This window comes from Pseudomonas sp. 5.2, assembly GCF_059025405.1.
Map to the genome: position 1 here is coordinate 187,219 of NZ_JBYBHH010000007.1, position 23,188 is coordinate 210,406.

Consider the following 23,188-nt stretch of genomic DNA (forward strand, 5'->3'; position numbering starts at 1 on the left):
CGAACGCGGGCGCGCATGGCTAGCGAACGCGGGCGCGAAAAAGCCCGCCCTGCCCTAAATGGTGAGTAGGGCAAGGACGGGTTGAGTAAAACGAAACGCAGATCCGCCGGGGTTAGCTGCCGCCTCAGCCGGCAGCGCGCTGCTTGCCCACCAAGTCAGGCTTGAGCGAGCCGCCCCCTTGGCGGCTGACTTGTTCGCAGACCTTCTCGACGATGTAGGCGCCGATCGGAATGGCAGAGGTGGCGGCAGGCGACGGCGCATTGCACACGTTCACGCTGCGCGCGGAGTTGACGAAGAGGAAGTCGTCGATGAGCTTGCCATCGCGTGAAACCGCCTGTGCCCGCACACCCGCCGGGTATGGCGTGAGGTCGTCCTTGGTGATGCTCGGGCAGTACTTCTGCACCTGCTTGAGGTAGCCGCCCTTGAACAGCGAGTTTTTCATCTCGATCAGGCCCGGCCGCAGGTTCTTGGCCAGCACCTTGAGGATGCCGGGTGTGGTCAGGGTCTGGAACATGTCGCCAAGGCTGACGTCGGACTTGCGATAACCTTCGCGCTTCATCGCCAGTACCGCGTTTGGCCCGACGGTCACGGTACCGTCGATCATCCGCGTCAGGTGCACGCCCAGAAACGGCATGGACGGGTCCGGAATCGGGTAGATCAGGTGGTTGACGATCTGGTTGTGCTGCTTGGGCAGCAAGTAGTACTCGCCGCGGAACGGGCAAATCACGAAATTGGTCTGGATGCCCAGCATGCTCACCACGCGGTCGGCCATCAGCCCCGAGCAGGTGACCAGGAAGCGGCTGTGGAACTCATCGCTGCAGGTACGCACGATCACTTCACTGGCGCGCTCTTCCAGGCCAATCACCTCGGCGCTGTAGCGGATCTCGCCACCGGCACGCTGGAACTGACGGCCCATGGCCGCCGTGACCTCGGCGTAATTGACGATGCCGCTGGAGGGGACAAAGATCCCGCCCAGGCCGACGATGTTGGGCTCGCGCTCATGCAGCTCGGCAGCAGACAGCCATTCACGCTCCAGGCCATTGGCCGCGGTGCGCTCCCACAACGCCTTCATGCGTTGCATTTCCAGGTCGTTGGTGGCCACCAGCAGCTTGCCACACTCATCGAAGGCGATGCCGTGCTCGGTGCAAAAGGCCTTGGTCGCCTTGTTGCCTTCCAGGCAGAAGCGCGCCTTGAGGCTGCCAGGGGTGTAGTACACCCCGGCATGGATCACGCCGCTGTTGTGCCCGGTCTGGTGGCGGGCCGGGCCGGACTCTTTCTCCAACAGGAGAATCTTGGCGTCCGGGTACACCTTGATCAGGTGCATGGCAGTGGACATGCCCACAATGCCACCGCCGATGATGATGAAGTCGTACACAGTGTTACCTCCCGCGCCGTGTTTACTGGCCGCGCTGGTACAGCGGCTTGGGGAAGGCGACATAGCCGCGTTGGCGCATCAGCTCGCGGCGCAAGCCATCGTGCGGGGTGAAGCGGTCGCGGCCGTGGAGCCAGAACAGATTATTGATCAAGACGAAGCTGCCCACCGCCACCGGAACGGAAAGTTTCTTGTCGCTGCCCTCCAGCGATTCGGACAAGGCGTTCAGCCAGATACCTTCCTCGAAGTTTTCCGGCTGCACGAACTGGTCGATGTAGCGCATGGTCGGCCGGCCTTCGGTATCGGTATCGAACACCGAATGGAACACGTCCTCGGCCACTTTCTTGCTCGGTGGCGCGGTCCAGCGCATCTCGCGGCGCGCCATCGGGTGGCGGAAGAACGCGTCGCAGTCTTCCCAGTCGTCCAGGTGCAGCAGCAGCGAATTACCGCCTTCCATGTTCTTTTCGTCGATCTTCAGCATCAGCACATAGTCAGTGATCTGGTTCACGAAGGTGCCGTCGTTGTGCAGCTCCATGACGCGGTGTGGCTGGCGCAGGTAGCTGTCGGAGTTGTCGCTGTTCACGACCACGAAGCGGGCGTAGTACTGGCCGCTCATGGCGTCGTAGTTGGAGCGACCGATCAGGTGGGCGCAGGCGGTGGTGAACTTGACCATGTCCTCGGCCTGGCTCACGTCATCCAGCCCGACCGGGGTGATCAGCATGCCGCCGCTGGCGCGGTCGAGGATGGTGTTGAGCAATACCGGGCGCAGCGTGCCTTCGCACAGTTCATCCAGGATTTCACCCACCCGGAAACGCAAGAACGACTTGTACTCCAACGCCTGCACCGGCCATTCGGCCACGGCCTTCACGAACGCCTCCACGGTCTCGCGGGCAAAGGTCAGTTCTAGCAGACGCGGCGACTGCTTCGAAGGGGCGATGGTGTAACCCCGCGGTTCGAGTGGCAACGGCATGACAAGTTCGTCGATCTGCGTAAAAGCGTTCATGGCTAGGTCCTGGCAGAAAAAGTGAGTGGCGCCGCCCAGTGTGTGATCTGGATCAGTGCAGGCGAAGCAAAAATATCGCCACTAAACAAAAATGTCTACATTTTTATAAAACGAAGATAAAGAGCGCGTATGTCCATTGTTTTTCGTCCGCCAGTGGTTTCGGTATGATCGGCAAAACGTTTTGAGGAACAGGACCTTGGAAGCGCTCGCGCCCCGACAAAATTCAGCATTCAGCGGGTATGAGAGGCTCAAGAAGGACATCATCCGTGGTGTGTTCAAGCCGGGGGAAAAGCTCTTGATGAGCACCCTCAAAGACCGCTACGAACTGGGTGTAGGGCCCCTGCGCGAGGCGCTCTCGCAGTTGGTGGCCGAGCACCTGGTGAATGCCATCAGCCAAAAGGGCTACCGTGTCGCCCCCATGTCACTGGCGGAGATGAACGACATCTACGATGCCCGCGCCAACCTGGAAGCCATGATCATCAGCCTGGCCATCGAACGCGGCGACGACGCCTGGGAGGCCTCGGTGCTGGCCTGTTCGCATACCTTGGCCAAAGTGGTGGAAGTGAAAACCCGCGAGCAACGCCTGGACGTCTGGGACGAGCGGCACAAGGCGTTTCACACCGCCATCGCCTCCGGGTGCGGCTCCAAGCACTTGCTGCAGGCACGCACCTACCTGTTCGACCAGGCCGAGCGTTATCGGCATCTGTGGCTGACGCAGACGGTGTTTTCCGAGCAGGCCCTTGAACTCAAGCGCCAGGAGCACGCGGCGTTGGTGGAGGCGATTCTGGCCCGCGACGCCAAGCGCGCCAGCGCCATGATGCACTCGCACCTGATGACCCCCGTGCCGATCATCGCGCAGATCATGCATGCCGAGGGCATCGGGCGCGGGGAGTAGGCCGTTAGGCGGCAGCCTGGCGCTGGACCACATAGTGCCGGGCTTTGTCGAACGCCCAGTTGTACACCACGGTGTAGGGCAGGATGATCACGAAGAAGCCCAGCTCGACCATGAACGCCTGAAGCAGCGAAATATCCAGCATCCAGGCCGCCACGGGCAGGCACCACACCACCAGGCCTGCCTCGAAGCCCAGGCCATGGGCGACACGCGTCCAAGGCTTCCAGGCAACCCGTTCGGTTTGCACGACGCAGTCGATCAGTGCGTTATAGGCCACGTTCCAGGCCATGGCGATGACCGACAGGGTCACCGCCAGCCCCCCGGCCGTTGCCAACGACTTGCCCAGCACCCAGGACAACAGCGGTGCGCACAACAGCACAGCGAATACTTCATAACCTACGGCATGGACCATGCGTTCGGTGAAAGAGACCTTTTTCATCTTGAATTCCATCATTTGCTTGAGACGTGCTTCCTATTTTCTTTGATGGAACAGATACTCGCGACATAGCTCCTATCGGTTTTATCAATACCTATGCGCTACTCACCTGAAGCCTTGCTTGCCTTTGTCGAAGCCGCCTCGCTGGGCTCGTTCTCTGCGGCGGCCCGCAAACTGAAGAAAAGCCAGTCCACCGTCAGCATTGCGATAGCCAATTTCGAGGCGGATATCGGCTGCCCCCTGTTCGACCGCGGCGGGCGCCACCCTACGCTCAATGCTGCCGGGCGCCAGGTATTGCCCCATGTCGAAGCGATCCTCGACGCCAGTGCCGGGCTCGACGCCCTGTCACTGAGGCTGGCTGAGCACGTTGAGGCGTTGGTCTCGGTGGTGATGTCGGACAGCTACAGCGTCACCTTCCAAAGCGCGGTCATGACCGGCTTCGCACACAGCTACCCGCATACCGAGCTGCGCTGTGGGCCCTCGGAAGACGCTGACGTGATCGAGTTGGTGCAGCAGGACATGGCCCAGATCGGCATTCTTGCCGCGCAGCGCCAGTACCCCGCCGATGTCGCCGTGGCGCGCCTGCCTGAGCAGGCGGAGTTTTGTGTGTACGTGAGCGCCGAGCACCCGCTGGCGGCGCTGCGCATAGTGCAGCGCCAACACCTGGAGACCGTACGCCAGCTGTACATCAAGACCTACGCCCCCAGCCTGCACCACGACCGCGGCCAGGCCTGGTCGGCGCCGGACTACCTGACCTTGCTGGAGTTCGCCGCCCGTGGCTTTGGCTGGGCAGAACTGCCCAAGGCCCTGGTCACGCGCTTTGGCAGCGGCCTGGTGGAATTGCAGGTGGCCGGTTATCCGCGCCGCGTCGACATGGACATCGCCTGGTCCCGCCGCCGCGCCCTCGGCCCAGCCGGGCAATGGCTGGTGCAGCGGTTGCTGGGCGTGTAGGAAATCGACCAGACAATAGTGAACATTGTGGGAGCGGGCTTGTCCCGCGAATGGGGCTACGCGGAGCATGGCACCGGCTTCGCCGGTGTTCGCGGGGCAAGCCCGCTCCCACTTAATGCGTCAATTTTTAGAAATGGCGCAAGACAGTTGCTCCCACAGGATGATGGGCTAAAGCCGCCCAAACAGTGCACCCAAGCGCAACAAGCAGTACACCCACCGACAAGTCAGCCACCCCGCTCGCCCCGTAGCCTGTCACCACGCGCCGATCACTGCGGCACGCACCCAAAAGCACAAGAACAAACGTTGGTGACCTATGAAAACAGTAGATCCGATCACCCTTGCGGTGGTCCGGGGTGCGCTGGAAACAGCGCAGCGCGAAATGACCTTGACGTTGGAAAAGACCGGCCGCTCCAGTGTGTTCAACCTGGCCCATGATTACTCGAACTCGTTGTTCGACCACCTCCCCGAAATGATCCTGCAAGGCCAGGACATCCCCATCCACCTGGGTTCACTGATCCCCGCCATGAAGTGCGTGGCCGAGTTTTTCGGTGACGATATCGCCGAAGGTGACGTGATCTACCACAACGACCCGGCGTACAAGGGCAGCCATATCCTCGACTGCTGCATGTACAAGCCCGTGTACTACCAGGGCGAGCTGGTGTTCTGGACTGTATGCAAAGGCCACCTCACCGACATCGGCGGCCCGGTACCGGCCGGCTACAACCCGGACGCCAAGGAAATCTATGCCGAAGGCCTGCGCATCCCGCCCGTGAAGCTGTGGGAAAAGGGCAAACGCCGCGAAGACGTGATCAACTTCATGCTCACCAACATGCGCGCCCGCCCCTATCAGGAGGGCGACCTCAACGCCCAGTACGGCGCCTGCAAAGTCGGTGAGCGGCACCTGCTCGACTTGCTCGACAAGTACGGTGTGGAGCAAGTGCGTGCCTGCATCGCCGAGCTGAAGAACATGGCCGACCGCCACATGCGCGCCTTGCTGCGTGACGTGCCGGACGGCCACTACCGCGGCACCGCCGTGCTCGAAGACGCCGGCCACGGCCTGGGCGAACTGGCCATCACCGCGCATGTCGAGATACGCGGCGAGCAAGCCCATGTGCGTATCGAAAGCCCGCCGCAGGTGCCCTACTTCATCAACTCCTACGAGGGCAACTCGGTGTCGGGTGTGTACCTTGGCCTGATGATGTTCGCCCAGGTCGCACCGCCCTACAACGAAGGCCTGTATCGCTGCGTCACGGTCGATGTCGGCGCCAAGGGCACGCTGTGCAACGCCCAGGAACCAGCCCCCCACGTCAACTGCACCACGACTCCGATGGAAACCTTGGCCGATGCCGTGCGCACGGCACTGGAGCAAGCCTCGCCGCAGCGGGTCACGGCCTCCTGGGGCCATACCAGCGGCATCAACATCGCCGGCCACGACCCACGCAACGGCAACAGCGAGTACGTGACCATGGTCCTGGCCTCGATCATTGCCGGCGCGGGGGCCAATAAAGTCATGGATGGCTGGCATGCCTGTGGGCCGCTGTGCTGCTTCGGCGCCTTGATGAGCGGTGACATCGAACTGCTGGAGCACGCCTACCCGATACTCATCCACCGCTACAGCCTGATGGCCGACAGTGGCGGCGCCGGTGAATTTCGCGGCGGCTCCGGCACCCGCCTGGAGATCGAGCCCCTGCAACACGCGATGACCGTGGTCGGCTTCGGCGAGGGCCGCCAACTGCCCACCGCAGGCGCCGCCGGGGCCCGCAATGCCCTGCTGGAGCCCAAACTCGGCCGCCTGATCCACCGGCACGCCGATGGCTCGGAAGACCACTACACCCAGAACCCCATGCTCACCCTCCAGCCCGGCGAGCGGATCATCAACATCAACCCGGGGGGCGGCGGTTATGGCGACCCCCTGCGCCGCCCGGTAGCCGCCGTGCTGCAAGACCTGCGCAACGACCTGGTCTCGCCCCACGGCGCCGCCCTGGAATACGGCGTGGTCGTCGATGCTGACGGCCACCTCGACGAAACCGCCACCCGCCTTGCCCGCGACCTGCACTGACCGGAGACCCATCATGCGCAATCAATATCGCCTGGGCATCGACGCCGGCGGCACCTTCACCGATTTCATCCTGGCTGACCGCGATGGCGGCGTGCAGCTGTTCAAAGCCCCTTCCACGCCGCAGGACGGCACCTTGGCCATCCGCGCGGGCCTGGCGCAAATCGCCGACGCCACCGGCCGCACGCCGGCCGAGATCATCGCCAACTGCGACCTGTGCATCAACGGCACCACGGTCGCCCTCAACGCCCTGATCGAGCGCACCGGGGTCAAGGTCGGCCTGCTGTGCACCGAGGGCCACGAAGACAGCCTGGAAATCCGCCTGGGCCACAAGGAAGAGGGCCACCGCTATGACGCCCACTACCCGCCGGCGCACATGCTCGCCCCGCGTCACCTGCGGCGCCCGATCGGTGGCCGGATCCTCGGCGATGGCCGCGAGCACAGCCCGCTGGACGAGCGCGCGGTGCGTGAGGCTATCGACTACTTCCGCGCCGAAGGCGTGGAAGCGGTGGCCATTTCCTTCCTCTGGTCGGTGCGCAACCCCAGCCATGAGCAGCGTGCCGCCGAGCTGGTCAGGGCAGCGCTGCCCGGGGTGTTCGTTTGCACAGGCGTTGAAGTGTTCCCGCAAATCCGCGAATACACCCGCACCTCCACCACCGTGGTCAACGCCTACCTGAGCCCGGTGATGGCGCGCTACGTGGCGCGTATCGACAGCCTGTTCGAGGAGTTGGGCGCCCAGCAACCGGTGCGCTACTTCCAGTCCAACGGTGGCCTGGCGCCCGGCCACCTGATGCGTGAGCGCGCGGTCAATGCCATCAACTCCGGCCCGGCTTCGGCGCCCCAGGCGGGGCTCTCGGTCGCCCGCCCGTTTGGCATCGACAACGTCATCACCGTGGACATGGGGGGCACCTCGTTCGACATCACCCTGACCAATGCCGGGCGCACCAACTTCAGCAAGGATGTGGACTTCCTGCGCCAGCGCATCGGCGTGCCGATGATCCAGGTGGAGACACTGGGTGCCGGCGGTGGCTCCATCGCGCACCTCGACGAGTTCGGCATGCTGCAGGTCGGGCCCCGTAGTGCGGGCGCCAAGCCTGGCCCGGTGTGCTACGGCAAAGGCGGCAGTGAACCCACCGTGACCGACGCCAACCTGGCCCTGGGCTACCTGCCAGACCGTGCGTTGCTGGGCGGCAGTATTACGCTGAATCGCCAGGCTGCGCTGGAGGCCATCCGCAGCAAGATCGCCGAACCGCTGGGCATCAGTGTTGAGCGCGCCGCGTTTGGCGTTACCACCCTGGTCAACCTGAACATGGTCAACGGCATCCGCCGTGTCTCCATCGAACGCGGCCACGACCCGCGCGACTTCGCCCTGATTGGCGCGGGTGGCGCAGCGGGTATGCACGTGGTGCGCCTGGCCGAAGAAATTGGCATGCACACCGTGTTGATCCCCAAGGTGGCCTCTGGCTTGTGCGCCTTCGGCCAGATCCTTTCGGATGTGCGCTACGACCAGCTCACCAGCCTGTCGATGCGCCTGGACGCCGAACACGCCGACCTCGCGCAGCTCAACCAGGCCCTGGCCGAACTGCGCCAGCAAGGCTTGGCGAACCTGCGTGAAGACGGCTTCGGCGACCAGGCCAGCAGCTGCCACTACACCCTGGAAATGCGCTACAGCGGGCAGATCCATGAGTGCAGCGTGGAGCTGGAGCGTCACAGCCTGGACAGCGACGGGCTGGCAGCGTTGATCGAGTCCTTCCACGCTCGCCACCAGACGCTGTACTCGTACAGTGAGCCCGGCAGCCCGGTAGAACTGGTCAACCTGGAGTGCTCGGTGATCGGTCACCTGCCGCGTCCACCGCAGCCAGAACTGCAGGGGCCGGCCCAGCCACCTGCTGCAGTCCCGGCGGGCGAGCGCCCGATGCTGTTCAGTGCCGACGGCGAGTGGCAGCACACCCCGGTGTTCAACGGTAACCACCTGCTGCCCGGGCAGACGGTGCAAGGCCCCTGTGTGATCGAGGAGGACACCACCAACATCGTCGTGCCGCCAGGCTGGCAGGCCTGCCTGGAACCTTCGGCCACGTACCGGGTGACACGCGGGGCTTGATCAAAGGGTCGGCACGCGCCGATCATGGGCGTGACACCCGCCCGGCAGCGTTGCGCTGCCGGGCGTTTTTGCACAATAACAAGAGCTGCTTGAGTAGCTTGCCTGCAGTTCCTTTTTTCAATGCTGCCCTCTTTGAAAAAGGACAACCCATGCCCACAGAACTGTCGACCCACGGCTGGCCGCAACCCGAACGCCAGGCGCGATGGGCCGAAGCCATCAACGACACCTACTTCCCCTTGAGCCTGGAATTTGCCGCCGAGCAACCCTTCGATGGCCACCTGCAGCGCTGGAGCACCCCCAGCACGCCGCTGAGCCTGTCACGCCTGCGCTCCAGCCAGCTTGGCTATTCCCGCAGCAAGGCGCACATCGGCCAGGACACTGACGCGTTCTACCTGGTCACCGTGCCCAGCCGCAGCGAGGTGCACTTCGAGCAGGATGGCCACCCAGTGAGCTGCCGCCCGGGCGGTTTCATCGTCGAGCGCGGCGATGCGCCTTACCGCTTCCACTACCGGGCCGAGAACGACCTGTGGGTGCTGAAACTGCCTGAACGCGCGCTCAAGGCCAACTTGCTCGGGCACAAGCGCTACACCCGCCACTGCTTCGACGCCAGCCAAGGCCTTGGGCGCATCTTTGTCGAGCAACTGGACCTCTGCGCGCGCCACTTCGACGCCAGCCCCGCAGCCGCCCGCCACCTGTTGCTGGAGCAGGCCAGTGCGACCCTGCTGCTGGCCTTGCAGCAGGACGAACGGGTGCTGGGCAGTGAAGGCTCCAACCTCAGCACGTTGCACCTGACCCGTGTCGAGCACTATGTGCTGCAAAACCTCGGCGACCCCGACCTGTCACCGCAAGCCGTCGCCACGGCCTGCGGCCTGTCATTGCGCTACCTGCACAAGCTGTTCTCGATCACGCCCTATACCCTGGGCGAATGGGTGCGCCAACAGCGCCTGGAGGCAGTGCATCGCCAGCTGTGCGACCCGCACTGCCATCTGTCTATCGGCCAACTGGCGTTTCGCTGGGGTTTTGCCGACCAGGCGCAGTTCACCCGGGCCTTTCGCCAGCGCTTCGGGTGTACCGCCCGCGAGGTGCGCGCGGCGCGCGCGCACTGAAGGCGGCGGCGCAGGGATGCGCCGTGCTCACTCGATCGCCGTGGTATCGACCTCTTTCCAGCTGTCATCCGGGTCGAAGCGTTTCATCTCCTTGGCCAGCCTGTCCCCGTGTGGCCCGAGGTCTTTCTCGAAGACCTGGCCGTCATGGCTGATCATGAAGCTCATCACCCCTGTGTCGTCATACTTCGCTGGCCAGGCGATCAGGGCAAAGCCGCGGCTCATCTGGTTGCCGATCAAGTAGCTGTAGGCGCCACCGGGGGCCGAAGGGCCTTGCGCATCGAGGATGCGGAAGTGGTAGCCATACCAGTCGTCACCCACCACATCCTGGCCGAACAGCGGCCCCAGCGGGCTGACCTGCCCATCACCTTCATCGTCCCAGTACAGGCCGTCATGCTTGCCAGGCTCGCTGAAAATTTTCTGCGCGTATTCCAGCGCACCATTGCCGTTGCGGTCTTGTGAGGCGTAGTCCATCTGCGCGTCGTGGTACGCCAGCATCGACTGCAGGGCGCCCAGTTCGTTGCGGCCAATGCGCCGGGCGCGGATCTCGGCACTGCCGGCCTTGAGGTCGAAACGCCAGCCCTGGCTGCTTTTGCTCAGGGGTATAGGCAACGTCCAGTGATCACTGCCCACCGCCAGTATGGCCTTGCCCTGGGCCGTCATGTCGATGCTGTGCTGCGCGCGATACTGCTCCAGGAACGTGTCCACATCACTGCGTTGCACACCCCCACGCGGGATGTAGGTACGCCAATCATCGCCCAGCAGTTGGCCCAAGCGCGCTTCATCCGCTTTCTCTTGGCCCAGCGCCGCGACGAAGGCCTCCACGGCCTTCTCCGGTGTCGGAAAAGCGTCTTGCGCAGCGGCCAGGGATGACCAGGCCAGGCCTGCAGTGAGCAGCAATGCCCCGAGTAATGGACGGTTCATCGACGGCCACCTCCCCCGCGGCGTGCAGGCGCACTGGGCCGGGAGATCTGGTGCCCGGCGGCACGCGATGCGTTCGGCCGCTGGGCGAACGACTGGCTGGTACGGCCGCGGCTGGCCTGCGCGCTGGTGCGCGACGGCGAGCGCACGCCATCGAAGGCATTGTTACGCGCCCGGCCTGCGGTATTGGCGGGGCGGTTCTGCGCCCCTTGCCGCGCCTGGCCTTCGCCTTGCCTGCGTGGGCTCACCTGGTTGTTCTGCTGCCGGCCTTGGGTATTACGTGTGTCCTGTCGGCGGTCGGCTGGCCGTGCCGCGTCGTTACGCGATTGCATACGATTGCCGACCGAATTGCCCGCCTGCGCCTCGCGCACCTGCTGGCGGGCCTGGCGGTTGCTGGTGGCCGGCCGCTCGATGCCAGCCCGGTCCATTGAAGCCCTGGCGTTGTTGCGTGCCTGGGCACGCTGGGCGTCGTCGCCACGGAACGCGGTACGCTGGGTAGCACCGTCCAGCTGGCGACCATATTGCTGGCGGCTGCGGGCATCGCGGTAAGGCACACCCTCGCGGTTCGCGGCGTTGTGCTGCCATTTGTTCTGGTTGTTGGTGATGCGGTTGTTGCCGTTGATGTTGTTGTAGCGGTTGACGTCGATGTCGATGTCATTGTTGCCCCAGTCACAGTCGCCCCACAGCGAACTGACAATCGCCACGCCCGTACCGAAGGCCAGGCCCGCCACCAGCGCGGAACCGGCGTAGTACATCGGCGGTGGCGGGTAGTACACCGGCGGCGAGGCCGGGTAAGCCCAGGTGCCGTAGGTGGTGGTGGGGTTGTAGCTGGGCACGTACACCACTTGCGGGTCGGCCGGCTCGATAATGATGGTGGTGGGCGGGCTGCTGGCCGGCGCAGCCTGCTTGCTGCTACCACCGCTGGAAGCCGGCGCTGCCGCCGGAGCCGCCTGCACGGTCACGTTCTGGTACTGGTTGCTCTGCAGGTTGCCGGCCGCCTGCGCTTGATGACGCAAGCGCTGCACGCCGGCCATGACATCGTCGGGTTGCGCGAGAAAGGCGTCGCCCAGGCGTTGTACCCACACGGGGTCCTGGCCCAGGGTCGCCAGCAACTGCGGGAAGGCCACCAGCGCCTGCACGCTCGGGTCCCACGGCTGTTTCGCCACTTGCTTGACCGCATCGTCGCCAGAGGCCTTGGGGTTGGCCTTGGACCAGGTCACGGCTTCACTCACCTGCCCCGGGTAGGTGGCGGCCATCAGCACCTGGGCCAGCAACGCGTCGGGGTACAGCGCGATGGGTGCGAGCATCTGGTCCAGTTGCTCCTGGGTGAACACCGCCTCCTTGGCCGCGAGCGTGTCGGCTTGTGGGGCCGGGGCCGGCGCGGGTACATCTTGTGCCAGCACCCGGCCAGGTGCAGCGCTCAGGCACAGCAGCGCCGAAAGGACGGCAATCAATGGCATGCGCATCGCTAATCCCCATGAGGTCAGACCGCGTGGGTTAAGGGTAGCAATGGCAATCCGTTTGACCAGCAGAGAGGGCGCTAACTTTTCGCACTGATGGTTGTATCGATAGTGACTATCGAACGAGGCAATTTCTACTGATCGGCCCGGCCCAATAACCTAGCGCCATTGATTCGAACTTGGCGAATCCCCGCACCCCGGAGCTACCCGATGAATACCCTGGCCCGCCTCTCGCTCACTGCCCTGGCCGCTACCGCCATCGCCCTGTTGGCCGGCTGTGCCAGCCACCCCGAACTGCGCCCGTACAGCGCCGAAGAAACCCGCCAACTGCAACTGGAAGCCTTGCAGCGCCGTGGCCTGTCGCTGGACGACTATGAACAGCAACGGCGGGTGATCCAGCGTGCCAACGACCTGCCTGTAGTCACTGAAGCCGCCGACGGTGACCCTTCGACCAAAGGCTGAAGGCCATAGCCAACGGTTCCCTCCTCCCGCCTGCGCAGGTATCCTTTACCGCTCAACCGCAAGCCTTCCAGGACGGAGACCATGACCAGGCCCCTTCTGTTGCTGAGTGCTGCACTGCTCTTCAGCCCCCTGCTGCTGGCCCAGCAAATGAAACGCGAACTGGGCGACATCGACTTCACGCTAGGCACCACACCCTCCCGCAGCATGGCCCAAGGGCTGATTTCGCCCAGCGCCATCGGCGCATTCCATGGTGGCCTCGACCTCAGCCACCGCAGTGGCTGGTACCTGGGCCAATACGCCCCGAGCATGGGCGTCACCCCAAACTCCACCCTGCGGTTGGACAGCTACCTGGGCTACAAGCACCACTTCGACAGCAGCCTGGGTTACGAGGTGGGTTTGATTCATTACAGCCAGCCCACTGTCGCAGGGCCCGACAGCTACGCGCTGTACGGCGGCGTGTCGGTGCTGGGCAGCCGCTTTGGCGGGGCGCTACGCGACAACCCCGACAACCGCACCGGCACCCTCTTCGCCGACTTCGGCCAATTGCCGCTGTTCGACGTCGACCTCACCGTCAAACTCGCCCATCACCGTTTGGGCACGCCGTTCACCATTGGCGATGGCAGCCAGGTGAGTGCCTTTTCCGACTGGTCGCTGGAACTGTCGCGGCCTTGGCTGGGCATCGACCTGAACCTGATCTACAGCAACTCCAACCTCAGTGGCGGCGGTTGTGATGCGTATTCGGGGATCAACACGTATTGCGAAAGCGTAGTCACGCTCAAGGCGCAGCGCAGCTTCTTTTAACGGCGCGGTGCCAGGGCCAGCGCGATACCGCCCAGCACCACGGCACACGCCACCAGCAAGCGAATCGACAGCGGTTCACCAATCAGGCAAACCCCGCCCACTGCGGCAATCACCGGCACACTGAGCTGCATCGTTGCCGCCTGTTGTGCGCTGACCTGCCTGACCACGCCGTACCACACGGCATAACCCGCCCCCGAGGCCAGCACGCCCGAGGCAAGCGCATACAGTAAACCGGGGGCGGTCAACTGCGTGCCGCCACCGACCCACAGCACGGGTGCCAGCAGCACCAGGCATGGCAGGCTGCGGGCAAAGTTGCCGGCGGTATCCGCCAACGGCCTGGGTGAGCCTTTGCCCAACAGCGAATACACGCCCCACGCCACGCCCGAGGCGGCCATCAGCAAGGCGCTGGTCAAGGGTGGCGCCTCGGCACCGGGCAACAACAGCACCAACAGGCCAGCGAAGGCGATCAGCATGCCCAGCAGCATCCGCGGAGTGATGCGTTCGCCTTTGTACGCGGCAAAACCAAACATGGTGATCTGCACGGCGCCGAACAACAGCAACGCACCTGGGCCAGCGCCCAGTTGCAGGTACGCCGCAGAAAACAGGAATGCATAAAGGAACAGCGCCAGGCCGCCTCTCCAGCTGCCGCCCAGGGTAAGTGCGGGCTTGCGCAACCGTATCAGCAGCATGAGGAACAGCGCACCACTGGCCAGCCGCACCACCGTGAACGATGCGGGGTCGATGGCCCCGTCGCGCAGTGCCAACCGGCAAAACACCGAATTGGCAGCGAAGGCCACCAGGCTGAACAGTGCGGGCCAGAGCCAGGCCCTGGCCTTGCGGTCGGTAAGCGTGGTGGTGCCGGTGCTCATGGTGGGGTCACCTCTGAGAGGGTTATTGTTGTTATATCGGCCCTGCAGCTACCGATATACAACAGAGTGTTTCCCTGGCGCCACCCCCGAGTGGCAGCCGCTACAGCGCTGCCACCGCGTCGATCTCCACCAGCATGCCGCCCAGCGCTAGCCGAGGCACGGGTATCAGTGTGCAGGTCGGTTTCATGAGCGGGCCCCACGCCCTGTCAGCCTCGGCCACCCATTGCTGCAGACGCGCCTCGCTGTGATCGACGATCAGCAAGGTCAGCTTGAACACCTGTGCCAGGCTGGCGCCTTTGGAGGCCAGGGCCGTCTCGAGGTTGGCCAGGGCCTGTCGGGCCTGGTCGGCGAATGCCGGCGACAGGTGCCCGTTGGCGTCCTCGCCGCCCTGGCCGGCGATATACAGCAAACGGCTGCCGGCAGGCACTTCTGCGACATGGGAATAGGCATTGCCACTGGGGTCATACAGCCCTGCAGGGTTGGACAGCTGGAAAGGTGCTGAACGGGACACGGTGAATACTCGCACGGGGAAAAGTGCCGCCGAGTATCAGACCTCGAGTTAGCTTGAGGTCAAGCGTGCTGTAGGACTTTTCACATGACGCGGTCAGCGTGTTGAACCACGTGTGTGTTTTCAGCGGCGTCTGCCTGCCGCTAGAGTGCAAAACCCGGCACGGAGGCCTGCCCGCAACAAGGAAAGCAACAATGACCAAGCACCACTTTCAACTTGCCTACACCATTAACCCACGGCATGACGGCGATGACGACGAGGCCGCCCGCGCCCGGCTGCACTTGCGCAAAATCGGCTGGGACACCGTGGACCACATCGAAACCACCCTGCTAGGCGTGGTCCAGCTTTACCAAAGCACCACGGCAGCCCGTGTCGATGAAGCCGAAAAGCAGATTCGCGACCGCATACACGAAGAGCTCAAAAGCCTGCGTGTGGTGTCGCGGGTGAAGTTTCACGGCAGCCTGATGGTCGACGGCCTGGGCCAGGCCATTTACTTCAGCATCGTGCCCTGAGCCGCGAGCAGTGACCGCACCAGGCGCCCCCGCGCCTGGTGCCATGGCCATCACTTTTCTTGCAGCACTGCCCTGCCCTTCACCGCTCGCGGCCCGCGCCACGCCCAGAACAACAGGCCGGGGAACGGCGCATAGACCACGAAGACGACCCACAGCATCTTGCGCTCGGCGCGGCGGTCACTGCCGATGATGTGCCAGATGGCCCAGATTTCCAGCAGGATCACAAAGGCCGCGATGATGATCCAGATCGTTCCGATTTCCATGAGCGCTCTCCCATTTGGCATGTAATGGGTTGGGTTGCCTTGGGCGCTGAGGGTTCAGATTGATTTCCCGGGGAGCGTGTTTTTAGGCTTGCAGCGCCTGCACCTCACAACCACCCTTCAACCCATTGCCTGAACACGACCTGAAATACGACAGGCCCACCCGAGAGATTGTCTTTCCCACGGCCACCCGCCACACTCCGCCTGGCCAGCCAGGAAGCGGAGTCCAGAGTGCCCACCCCACGCCAGTTCAGCAAGAAGACCAGCACCAGCAACATGCTGAGGCTAAAGTCCACCACCGGAAATGCCCAAGCGCCCTATCGGGTCGACTTCGTATTGCTCGAACACTTCTCCATGGCCAGCTTCACCGTGGCCATGGATGTGCTGGTCACCGCCAATCTGCTGCGCGCCGACAGCTTCCAGTTCACCCCACTGTCGCTGGACGGCGACCGGGTGCTGAGCGACCTGGGGCTGGAGCTGGTCGCCAGCGAACTGTCCGCCGAAGCGCTCAAGGAGCTCGACCTGCTGATCATCTGCGGTGGCCTGCGCACCCCGCTCAAGTACCCTGAACTCGACCGCATGCTGGACGACTGCGCCGCCCATGGCATGGCCCTGGGCGGCCTGTGGAACGGCGCCTGGTTCCTGGGCCGCGCAGGCGTGCTGGACGACTACGGGTGCAGCATCCACCCCGAGCAACGCGCCAGCCTCTCCGAACGCAGCCCGCAAACCCGCATCACCCCGGCCAGCTTCACCCTCGACCGCGACCGCCTCAGCGCCGCCAGCCCCAATGGCGCGATGGAGCTGATGCTCGGCCTGGTCCGCAGGCTGTACGGCGATGGCCTGGCCGAAGGCGTCGAAGAAATATTGTCGTTCTCCGGCGCGCGCTATCGCCAGGTCGGGCCCGGGGCGAAAAAGTCCATGAGCCTGCACATGCGCACCATCGTCGAGCTGATGGAAAACAACCTCGAAGAAACCCTCAGCCTCGATCAACTGGCCGCCTACAGTGGGCGCTCACGCCGGCAGATCGACCGCCTGTTCCAGGCCCAGCTGGGCACCTCGCCGCGGCGCTACTACATGGAATTGCGCATCACCAAAAGCCGCCGGCTGCTGCAGTATTCCGACCTGTCGGTGATGGAAGTGGCAGTGGCCTGCGGATTCGTGTCGGTGTCGCACTTCAGCAAGTGCTATGCGGCGTACTTCGGCTACCCGCCGTCACGCGAGCAACGGCTGGGCGAATGACCCCGCTCAGGCGCGGATGTAGCGGATGACTGCGTCACAGATCATGTTCTTGTGGCGCTGCTTGATCTCGTCGTCGGCGAGGTCTATCTGGAAGATCTCGCCGAAGGTGTGGCGGTTCGACACCCGGTAGAAGCAGAACGAACTCATCAGCATGTGCAGGTCGATGACCTCGATCCCGGAACGGAACACACCTTCCTGCTCGCCCCGACGCAAGGTGCTGCCAAGGGCCTCGAGCACCAGGCTGCTCATCTCACGGATGACCGGCGACTGCTTGACGTACTCGCCATAGTGAATGTTTTCGGTGCAGATGATGCGCACGAAATCGACATTGCGGTCGTGGTGATCGAAGGTGAACTCCACCAGGCGACGGATCGCCTGCTCGGCCGGCAGCGACTCCAGGTCCAGGCTTTGTTCGGTCTTGCGGATATCACCGTAGAGCTTGACCAGGCACTCGACGTACAACTGCTCCTTGCTGCCGAAGTAGTAGTAGATCATGCGTTTGGAGGTGGCGGTGCGCTCGGCGATGGCATCGACGCGCGCGCCGGCCAGACCCTGCTGGACGAACTCGTTGATGGCGGCCTGAAGGATGTCCTCGCGCGTTTTCTCGGGGTTGTTCTTGCGCGACTTGCGCACCCCTTCGATCTCAGGCTGGCCGAGGCTGACTACGGAATCACTCATACCCACTCACAGGCTGTTTATTGGAATGAGGGGATTATCCGTGAGCGCGGCCATGCAGGGAAGCACGCTGTTGGTCGGGTAGCCATCAAAGGGCATTACAGGCAAACCACTGGCGGCGCTTGTAGTCACGCCCTTCAACCCGCTAGCCTGCGTTTCTCTGCCCCGGACGGACCCTGCCCCATGCAACCGCGTGACCTTGCCGCTTACCTGTTTCTGGCCATTGCCTGGGGCTTTTCTTTTCTGGTGGTGCTCAAGACGGTGCACGCCTTTGGCTGGGTCGGCGCGGTCAGCCTGCGCTCGCTGATTGCCGGCAGTACCTTGGCCATTCTGGGCGCGGTGTGCGGCCGTGCCTTGCGCCTGCGACCATTGCTGAAACCGCTGCTAGTGATCGGCGCCACTACCGTGGCCGGGCAGTTGATCGGGATGTCTTATGCCACGCCACGGATCGGCACCGCCATGGCAGCGATCTTCGTGGCCACCATCCCGCTGTTTTCGATGATCATCGGCCGTGTCTGGGGGCTGGAGAAAATCACCCTGCAAGGCCTCATCGGCCTGCTGCTGGGCTTTGTCGGCATCGCCATGCTGGTGGGCTTTCCGGCCCCACCGGTCAACGATGTCTTCATCCACGGCTGTATCGCGTCGCTGTTCGGGGCCTTGAGCGCTGCGTTCGGCAGCAACTACGCCAGCCTGCACGTGCGTGGCCAGGACCCATGGACGGTGACCGGCGGCGCGTTCCTGGCCGGCGGCCTGATGACCTTGCCGCTGTTGCTGGTGGTGCCCGTGCCTAGCGTGCCCCAGGCCAGCGACTGGCTTTACCTGCTGATCAGCGGCGGGGTCATGAGCGCTACCACGTATGTGCTGTTTTTCGGCCTGGTCGCCCGTATCGGTGCTACCCGCGCCATCAGCGTAGAGTTCGTGGTCACCCTGGTGGCGGTGCTGGTGGGGGCGTTGTTCCTCGATGAAACCTTGAGCCTGCTGCAGGTCGCCGGCGGCGGGGTGATCCTGCTCGGCTGCATGCTGGTGCTGGGCTTGCTGCCCGGGCGCAAGCAACGCCTGCCGAGCTGAACGATTGGTCAGTCACGCTGCGCGGTGCTGCGCTCCACCGGTGGGGTCAGGTGCAGCACGCGGTTGCGCCCGCCCTCAGCCAGCAGGTAGCCGCCCTTGCCATCGGCGACGATTGACTGGGGCGCCTTGAGGAACGACAGCACAGTCTGGCGCGAGCCATCGGCGTCGATACGCAGCAAGCGGGCGCGGTGCGTGTTGTCTTCGCTGATCCACAAACCGCGCTGGTCGCAGAACAGGAAGGTTGGGTTACGCAGGCCATCGACCACCACCGGGTCCTGGCCATCTTCGGACAAGGCGCGGACCTTGCCGTTGGCTTTCTCGGTATACAGCAGGCGGCCATCGCTGCAGCGGGTCAGGCCTTCGGTTTCGGTAAGCCCGGAACGCAGCACGTCAAGCTGGCCAGTGCGCCAGTCATAGCGCATCAAGCGGCCATTACCCTTGCGGTCCTCGATGGCATAAAGGTGATCGCCCTCGTTCCACAGCCCTTGCACGCTCTCGCCGTCGAACAGCCGGGTCACCTGGCCATCACGCGACAGGCTGACCGGCGCGAAGCCCCCTTCCTGGCTGAACACCCAGCCGCCGTCGACGGCGACCATGCCATCAGGTTTGGACAGGTTGTCGATCACCACGACCCGGTCGCCCTGGGCGGTGATCTTGAGGATGCTCCCTTTACCGTCGTCCAGTTCGCGGCTGACCAGCAGGCTGCCGTCGGCTTGCGGCAGCAACGAGGCTGCTTTGGCCACGTCGCGGTGCAACACCTCGACGTCCCAGCCGCTGGCAGCCTGGACGGGGTAGAAACTCTGCCAGGCAAAGAAGCCAAGCGTGGCCGCGAGCAGGCTGGCAGTAGCGGTCAGGGCGATGCGGGTGCTGCGCTTGCGCAGGGTGTGCGGCATGAAAAAGGCTCCTCAAACGTGATCGGGATCCTAACAAAGAGATGTGAAAAAAAAGTGATGGCACAGTGCCCTTATGTGCAAGCGCATGCCTCTAAACTACAAAAAGGATATAAAAATAACTAAACATTCTAACCAAATGGAATTAAAAAATTGAAAGCCAAACGCCACCTCCTTAGTCTGGGCGCACGGATTATCACCCCATTCCAGGAGCCCCCTCATGCCCACCCGTGCCTTTTCCCCCTTGCGCCGCCTGCTGATCGGCGGCCTGTTGGCCAGTGTCGCCAGCGCTTTGCTGCCCTGGTCCAGCGCCCTCGCCGAAGACGCCAAAACCCTGCGCATCGGCTACCAGAAATTCAACAGCATCAATATTCTCAAGGGCAGTGGTGCCCTGGAGAAGGCCCTCGCCCCGCAGGGGGTGACCGTCAGCTGGCACGAATTCGCCGCGGGCCCGCAACTGCTCGAAGCGCTGAGCACCGGCGCCATCGACCTCGGCCACGCCGCCGACGCCCCCTCGGTCTTTGCCCAGGCCGCCGGCAAGCCAGTGGTTTACCTGGCCGCCGAGCAACCTTACCCCCGCGGTATCGGCCTGGTGGTGCGCGAACAGGACCACCTCACAGGCGTGCAGGACCTTAAAGGCAAGCGGGTAGCCACCGGCCGTGGCTGGAACGCGCAATACCTGTTGGCCGTCGCACTGGAGCAAGCTGGCCTGAGCTACCAGGACATCACCCCCGCCTACGTCAATAACGCGGCTGATGCCGTGGCCGCCCTGCAATCGGGCAGCGTGCAGGCCGTGACCCTGTGGGACCCGTTCCTCGCCGCGGCAGAAAGCCAGCCGGGCCTGAAGAACCTGCGTGACGGCAGTGGCTTGTCCAATAACCGCACCTTCTACCTGTCCACCGCGGCATTCGCCGACCAGCACCGCGCCCTGCTGAAGACCTTCTTCGCCGAACTGGGCAAGGTCAGCCAATGGGCCAACGCCAAGCCCGCCGACGTCGCCGCGCTGCTGGCGCCGCAGCTGGGGATCAAGGCCGATGTGCTGGAAGTGGCCAGCGAGCGCCGTAACTACAACGCCGTCGCCATCACCCCACAGATCGTCGCCGAACAGCAAAAGCTGGCCGACACCTTCCAGGGCCTGGGCCTGATCCCGCGTAAGTTGCAGGTAGCCGATGCGGTCTACCCGGCTTCCGTGCTGCCGTGACCGGAGACTGACCGCCATGCCCCGCCCGATCCGCTTCAACGCGTTCAGCATGAACGCCGCCAGCCACCAGTCCCCCGGCCTGTGGCGCCACCCGCGTAACACCAGTGTGGCCTTCAATCGCCTGGGCTACTGGACCGACCTGGCCCGCCTGCTGGAGCGCGGCCTGTTCGACGCGCTGTTCATTGCCGACGTACTGGGCATCTACGACGTCTACCAGGGCGGCCCTGAAGCGGCCTTGCGCGGGGGTGTGCAGGTGCCGGTCAACGACCCGCTGCTGCTGGTCCCGGCCATGGCCGGCGTAACCGAGCACCTGGGCTTTGGTGTGACTTTTTCACTGACCTACGAACACCCCTACCCCTTTGCCCGGCGCATGTCCACGCTCGACCACCTGAGCAATGGCCGCGTCGGCTGGAACATCGTCACCGGTTACCTGGACAGCGCCGCGCGTAATTTGGGCCTGGCCCGCCAACTGGGCCACGACCAGCGTTACGACCTGGCCGAGGAATACCTGCAGGTGCTGTACAAACTGTGGGAAAAAAGCTGGGACGACGACGCGGTGGTGCTGGAGCGTGACAGCGGCCGTTATATCGACCCTTCCCGGGTCCACCCGATCGGCCACGTCGGCCAGCACTTCCAGGTGCCCGGCATGCACCTGTGCCAGCCCTCGCCGCAACGCACGCCGGTGTTGTTCCAGGCTGGCGCCTCGGCACGCGGCCAGCAGTTTGCTGCGCAGCATGCCGAGTGCGTGTTCATCAGCGGGCCGACGACTACGGTACTGCGCCGCTATGCCGATGGCATTCGCCAGGCCAGCGAAGTGGCCGGGCGTGGCCGCGACGAGGTGTTGATCTACGCCCAGGCACTGTTGATCGTCGCCCCCACGCGTGAAGAGGCCGAAGCCCGCTTTGCCGAATACCGGGGCTATGTCGACCTGGACGCCGCGTTGGCCCTGCTGTCGGGCTGGACTGGCATCGACTTCGCCGGCCTCGACCCCGACGCACCGATCGAGTATGTCGAGAACGATGCCGGCCGCGCCGCCCTGGCCGCCTTCACCGCCGCTGACCCTAACCGCCGCTGGACCGTGCGCGAAGCGGCCGAATTCGTCGGCCTGGGGGGCCGTGGTCCGGTCCTGGTCGGCGCTACCACTGACATCGCCGACCAGTTGGAAACGTGGCTGGACGAGACCGGCATCGACGGTTTCAACCTCACGTACGCGGTGCAACCGGATGACCTGGCCAACGTCGTCGAGCTGCTGGTGCCCGAGCTGCAACGCCGCGGCCGCTACCCCTTGCACTACCAGGACGGCACCCTGCGCCACAAGCTGTTCGGCCAGGGCGACCGCTTGCCGGAGCAACATGCAGGGCGCCAAGTTAGCATTCAGCAAGCAAATACCGGGTATTCCAACATTTAATTTGTAGATGGCACGCGCTCGACCCTATTCTGTCGGCACATCCCCTGCGCCGCACCGGCCGGTGCGGTTCACGGCACGGGGAGAGAACAACAAGTCGAGATCGTCCATGTCGAATCATTCCTACTTCGCCCCCCACGGTGGGCACCCAGCTCAAACCGAGCTGCTGACTGACCGTGCCATGTTCACCGAAGCCTATGCCGTCATCCCCAAGGGCGTGATGCGTGACATCGTCACCAGCCACCTGCCGTTCTGGGACAAAATGCGCATGTGGGTCATCGCCCGCCCATTGACCGGCTTTGCCGAGACCTTCTCGCAATACATCGTCGAAGTGGCCCCGGAAGGCGGCAGCGAGCGCCCAGAGTTGGACGTAAACGCCGAAGCCGTGGTGTTCGTGGTCGAGGGTGAGCTCGACATCACCCTGGAAGGCAAGCACCACACCCTGAAGCAAGGCGGCTACGCCTTCATCGCCCCAGGCGCCGAATGGAGCCTGCGCAACCACAGCAAGGCCAACGTCACCTTCCACTGGCTGCGCAAGCACTACCAGAAGGTTGAAGGCCTGGACCTGCCAGAGTCCTTCGTCACCCACCGTGACAACGCCACCGTCATCGAGATGCCAGGCACCGAAGGCCGCTGGAAAACCACCCGCTTCGTCGACATGGCCGACATGCGCCACGACATGCACGTCAATATCGTGACCTTCCAGCCAGGCGGCGTGATTCCGTTCGCTGAAACCCACGTCATGGAACATGGCCTGTACGTGCTGGAAGGCAAGGCGGTATACCGCCTGAACCAGGACTGGGTCGAAGTCGAAGCCGGTGACTTCATGTGGCTGCGCGCCTTCTGCCCGCAAGCCTGCTACGCCGGTGGCCCAGGCAACTTCAGCTACCTGCTGTACAAGGACGTCAACCGCCACGTGCACCTGACGCTCAACCCACAGCGCTAAGCGTTTAGTTAAGCCCAGCCTGTTGGACCGAAGCCCGCCTCCCTGGCGGGCTTTCTG

General features: G+C 64.0%; 23 protein-coding genes. 13 read left to right on the forward strand and 10 right to left on the reverse strand.

Annotation, left to right across the window (positions count from 1 at the left end; genetic code table 11):
* Positions 1-124 precede the first annotated feature (124 nt).
* The gene (lhgO, locus tag AC5PZ0_RS13265) at positions 125-1,375 is read right to left on the reverse strand and encodes an L-2-hydroxyglutarate oxidase (RefSeq protein ID WP_493855153.1); all 1,251 of its coding nucleotides are present in this window, start codon (positions 1,373-1,375) and stop codon (positions 125-127) included.
* A 22-nt stretch (positions 1,376-1,397) separates the two neighbouring features.
* Positions 1,398-2,375 carry a glutarate dioxygenase GlaH gene (glaH, locus tag AC5PZ0_RS13270; protein WP_085272973.1) on the reverse strand — a complete coding sequence of 326 codons (978 nt, stop codon included), beginning with the start codon at positions 2,373-2,375 and terminating at the stop codon, positions 1,398-1,400.
* Between the two features lie 196 nt (positions 2,376-2,571).
* On the opposite strand from glaH, the gene csiR reads away from it, so the two are divergent.
* Positions 2,572-3,270, forward strand: coding sequence for a DNA-binding transcriptional regulator CsiR (csiR, locus tag AC5PZ0_RS13275; RefSeq protein WP_027593509.1), 699 nt, complete (start codon positions 2,572-2,574; stop codon positions 3,268-3,270).
* 4 nt (positions 3,271-3,274) lie between these two features.
* Here the strand turns inward: csiR and AC5PZ0_RS13280 are convergent, their stop codons facing one another.
* A complete protein-coding gene (locus AC5PZ0_RS13280) occupies positions 3,275-3,706 on the reverse strand; it encodes a multidrug/biocide efflux PACE transporter (protein ID WP_493855154.1) in 432 nt (143 codons plus the stop codon).
* Positions 3,707-3,799: 93 nt separating this feature from the next.
* On the opposite strand from AC5PZ0_RS13280, the gene AC5PZ0_RS13285 reads away from it, so the two are divergent.
* From AC5PZ0_RS13285 to AC5PZ0_RS13300, 4 genes are all read left to right on the forward strand, one after another.
* Positions 3,800-4,654, forward strand: a complete 855-nt coding sequence (locus AC5PZ0_RS13285; protein ID WP_493855155.1) for a LysR family transcriptional regulator — start codon at positions 3,800-3,802, stop codon at positions 4,652-4,654.
* A gap of 313 nt (positions 4,655-4,967) precedes the next feature.
* Complete coding sequence (gene capB / locus AC5PZ0_RS13290) at positions 4,968-6,713, forward strand: caprolactamase subunit beta (protein ID WP_493855156.1); 1,746 nt, start codon at positions 4,968-4,970, stop codon at positions 6,711-6,713.
* A 13-nt stretch (positions 6,714-6,726) separates the two neighbouring features.
* Positions 6,727-8,811, forward strand: a complete 2,085-nt coding sequence (gene capA / locus AC5PZ0_RS13295; protein WP_493855157.1) for a caprolactamase subunit alpha — start codon at positions 6,727-6,729, stop codon at positions 8,809-8,811.
* Between the two features lie 149 nt (positions 8,812-8,960).
* The gene (locus AC5PZ0_RS13300) at positions 8,961-9,917 is read left to right on the forward strand and encodes an AraC-like ligand-binding domain-containing protein (protein WP_493855158.1); all 957 of its coding nucleotides are present in this window, start codon (positions 8,961-8,963) and stop codon (positions 9,915-9,917) included.
* 27 nt (positions 9,918-9,944) lie between these two features.
* Here AC5PZ0_RS13300 and AC5PZ0_RS13305 read toward each other — a convergent pair whose 3' ends face one another.
* A complete protein-coding gene (locus tag AC5PZ0_RS13305; RefSeq protein ID WP_454243890.1) occupies positions 9,945-10,838 on the reverse strand; it encodes a DUF2950 domain-containing protein in 894 nt (297 codons plus the stop codon).
* Positions 10,835-12,301 (reverse strand): DUF3300 domain-containing protein, encoded by a 1,467-nt coding sequence (locus tag AC5PZ0_RS13310; protein WP_493855159.1) that lies wholly within the window; start codon positions 12,299-12,301, stop codon positions 10,835-10,837. Before AC5PZ0_RS13310 ends, AC5PZ0_RS13305 begins: the two co-directional genes overlap by 4 nt.
* Before the next feature lie 204 nt (positions 12,302-12,505).
* Between AC5PZ0_RS13310 and AC5PZ0_RS13315 the strand changes: the two genes are divergently transcribed.
* Positions 12,506-12,757 (forward strand): hypothetical protein, encoded by a 252-nt coding sequence (locus AC5PZ0_RS13315; protein WP_265968897.1) that lies wholly within the window; start codon positions 12,506-12,508, stop codon positions 12,755-12,757.
* An 81-nt stretch (positions 12,758-12,838) separates the two neighbouring features.
* Positions 12,839-13,558 (forward strand): TorF family putative porin, encoded by a 720-nt coding sequence (locus tag AC5PZ0_RS13320; protein WP_493855160.1) that lies wholly within the window; start codon positions 12,839-12,841, stop codon positions 13,556-13,558.
* On the opposite strand, the gene AC5PZ0_RS13325 is transcribed toward AC5PZ0_RS13320, so the two are convergent.
* On the reverse strand, positions 13,555-14,427 hold the full coding sequence (locus AC5PZ0_RS13325; protein WP_493855161.1) for a DMT family transporter: 873 nt from the start codon (positions 14,425-14,427) through the stop codon (positions 13,555-13,557). The genes AC5PZ0_RS13320 and AC5PZ0_RS13325 overlap by 4 nt on opposite strands.
* Before the next feature lie 100 nt (positions 14,428-14,527).
* A complete protein-coding gene (locus AC5PZ0_RS13330; RefSeq protein WP_186680139.1) occupies positions 14,528-14,938 on the reverse strand; it encodes a Rid family hydrolase in 411 nt (136 codons plus the stop codon).
* Positions 14,939-15,129: 191 nt separating this feature from the next.
* On the opposite strand from AC5PZ0_RS13330, the gene AC5PZ0_RS13335 reads away from it, so the two are divergent.
* Positions 15,130-15,447, forward strand: coding sequence for a hypothetical protein (locus AC5PZ0_RS13335; RefSeq protein ID WP_238213397.1), 318 nt, complete (start codon positions 15,130-15,132; stop codon positions 15,445-15,447).
* A gap of 50 nt (positions 15,448-15,497) precedes the next feature.
* Here the strand turns inward: AC5PZ0_RS13335 and AC5PZ0_RS13340 are convergent, their stop codons facing one another.
* Complete coding sequence (locus tag AC5PZ0_RS13340) at positions 15,498-15,710, reverse strand: PLDc N-terminal domain-containing protein (RefSeq protein WP_027593522.1); 213 nt, start codon at positions 15,708-15,710, stop codon at positions 15,498-15,500.
* Between the two features lie 228 nt (positions 15,711-15,938).
* On the opposite strand from AC5PZ0_RS13340, the gene AC5PZ0_RS13345 reads away from it, so the two are divergent.
* Complete coding sequence (locus AC5PZ0_RS13345) at positions 15,939-16,946, forward strand: GlxA family transcriptional regulator (protein WP_027593523.1); 1,008 nt, start codon at positions 15,939-15,941, stop codon at positions 16,944-16,946.
* A 6-nt stretch (positions 16,947-16,952) separates the two neighbouring features.
* On the opposite strand, the gene AC5PZ0_RS13350 is transcribed toward AC5PZ0_RS13345, so the two are convergent.
* Positions 16,953-17,624, reverse strand: coding sequence for a TetR/AcrR family transcriptional regulator (locus tag AC5PZ0_RS13350; protein ID WP_027593524.1), 672 nt, complete (start codon positions 17,622-17,624; stop codon positions 16,953-16,955).
* Positions 17,625-17,804: 180 nt separating this feature from the next.
* Between AC5PZ0_RS13350 and AC5PZ0_RS13355 the strand changes: the two genes are divergently transcribed.
* The gene (locus AC5PZ0_RS13355; RefSeq protein ID WP_493855162.1) at positions 17,805-18,689 is read left to right on the forward strand and encodes a DMT family transporter; all 885 of its coding nucleotides are present in this window, start codon (positions 17,805-17,807) and stop codon (positions 18,687-18,689) included.
* A gap of 8 nt (positions 18,690-18,697) precedes the next feature.
* Here the strand turns inward: AC5PZ0_RS13355 and AC5PZ0_RS13360 are convergent, their stop codons facing one another.
* A complete protein-coding gene (locus AC5PZ0_RS13360; RefSeq protein ID WP_099429141.1) occupies positions 18,698-19,582 on the reverse strand; it encodes an NHL repeat-containing protein in 885 nt (294 codons plus the stop codon).
* 217 nt (positions 19,583-19,799) lie between these two features.
* Here AC5PZ0_RS13360 and AC5PZ0_RS13365 point away from each other — a divergent pair, with 217 nt between their 5' ends.
* From AC5PZ0_RS13365 to AC5PZ0_RS13375, 3 genes are all read left to right on the forward strand, one after another.
* The gene (locus AC5PZ0_RS13365) at positions 19,800-20,780 is read left to right on the forward strand and encodes an aliphatic sulfonate ABC transporter substrate-binding protein (RefSeq protein ID WP_274886984.1); all 981 of its coding nucleotides are present in this window, start codon (positions 19,800-19,802) and stop codon (positions 20,778-20,780) included.
* Positions 20,781-20,796: 16 nt separating this feature from the next.
* Positions 20,797-22,188, forward strand: a complete 1,392-nt coding sequence (locus AC5PZ0_RS13370) for an LLM class flavin-dependent oxidoreductase (protein ID WP_493855163.1) — start codon at positions 20,797-20,799, stop codon at positions 22,186-22,188.
* A 106-nt stretch (positions 22,189-22,294) separates the two neighbouring features.
* A complete protein-coding gene (locus tag AC5PZ0_RS13375; protein ID WP_027593529.1) occupies positions 22,295-23,131 on the forward strand; it encodes a bifunctional allantoicase/(S)-ureidoglycine aminohydrolase in 837 nt (278 codons plus the stop codon).
* Positions 23,132-23,188: the final 57 nt, after the last annotated feature.

Coding starts and splice junctions, on each gene's coding strand:
- AC5PZ0_RS13350 (WP_027593524.1), bottom strand. CDS start 17,624: ATGAGTGATTCCGTAGTCAGCCTCGGCCAGCCTGAGATCGAAGGGGTG.
- capB (WP_493855156.1), top strand. CDS start 4,968: ATGAAAACAGTAGATCCGATCACCCTTGCGGTGGTCCGGGGTGCGCTG.
- AC5PZ0_RS13310 (WP_493855159.1), bottom strand. CDS start 12,301: ATGCGCATGCCATTGATTGCCGTCCTTTCGGCGCTGCTGTGCCTGAGC.
- AC5PZ0_RS13365 (WP_274886984.1), top strand. CDS start 19,800: ATGCCCACCCGTGCCTTTTCCCCCTTGCGCCGCCTGCTGATCGGCGGC.
- AC5PZ0_RS13320 (WP_493855160.1), top strand. CDS start 12,839: ATGACCAGGCCCCTTCTGTTGCTGAGTGCTGCACTGCTCTTCAGCCCC.
- AC5PZ0_RS13315 (WP_265968897.1), top strand. CDS start 12,506: ATGAATACCCTGGCCCGCCTCTCGCTCACTGCCCTGGCCGCTACCGCC.
- AC5PZ0_RS13375 (WP_027593529.1), top strand. CDS start 22,295: ATGTCGAATCATTCCTACTTCGCCCCCCACGGTGGGCACCCAGCTCAA.
- AC5PZ0_RS13305 (WP_454243890.1), bottom strand. CDS start 10,838: ATGAACCGTCCATTACTCGGGGCATTGCTGCTCACTGCAGGCCTGGCC.
- AC5PZ0_RS13300 (WP_493855158.1), top strand. CDS start 8,961: ATGCCCACAGAACTGTCGACCCACGGCTGGCCGCAACCCGAACGCCAG.
- capA (WP_493855157.1), top strand. CDS start 6,727: ATGCGCAATCAATATCGCCTGGGCATCGACGCCGGCGGCACCTTCACC.
- AC5PZ0_RS13335 (WP_238213397.1), top strand. CDS start 15,130: ATGACCAAGCACCACTTTCAACTTGCCTACACCATTAACCCACGGCAT.
- AC5PZ0_RS13360 (WP_099429141.1), bottom strand. CDS start 19,582: ATGCCGCACACCCTGCGCAAGCGCAGCACCCGCATCGCCCTGACCGCT.
- AC5PZ0_RS13355 (WP_493855162.1), top strand. CDS start 17,805: ATGCAACCGCGTGACCTTGCCGCTTACCTGTTTCTGGCCATTGCCTGG.
- AC5PZ0_RS13325 (WP_493855161.1), bottom strand. CDS start 14,427: ATGAGCACCGGCACCACCACGCTTACCGACCGCAAGGCCAGGGCCTGG.
- AC5PZ0_RS13285 (WP_493855155.1), top strand. CDS start 3,800: ATGCGCTACTCACCTGAAGCCTTGCTTGCCTTTGTCGAAGCCGCCTCG.
- AC5PZ0_RS13370 (WP_493855163.1), top strand. CDS start 20,797: ATGCCCCGCCCGATCCGCTTCAACGCGTTCAGCATGAACGCCGCCAGC.
- glaH (WP_085272973.1), bottom strand. CDS start 2,375: ATGAACGCTTTTACGCAGATCGACGAACTTGTCATGCCGTTGCCACTC.
- AC5PZ0_RS13280 (WP_493855154.1), bottom strand. CDS start 3,706: ATGAAAAAGGTCTCTTTCACCGAACGCATGGTCCATGCCGTAGGTTAT.
- AC5PZ0_RS13340 (WP_027593522.1), bottom strand. CDS start 15,710: ATGGAAATCGGAACGATCTGGATCATCATCGCGGCCTTTGTGATCCTG.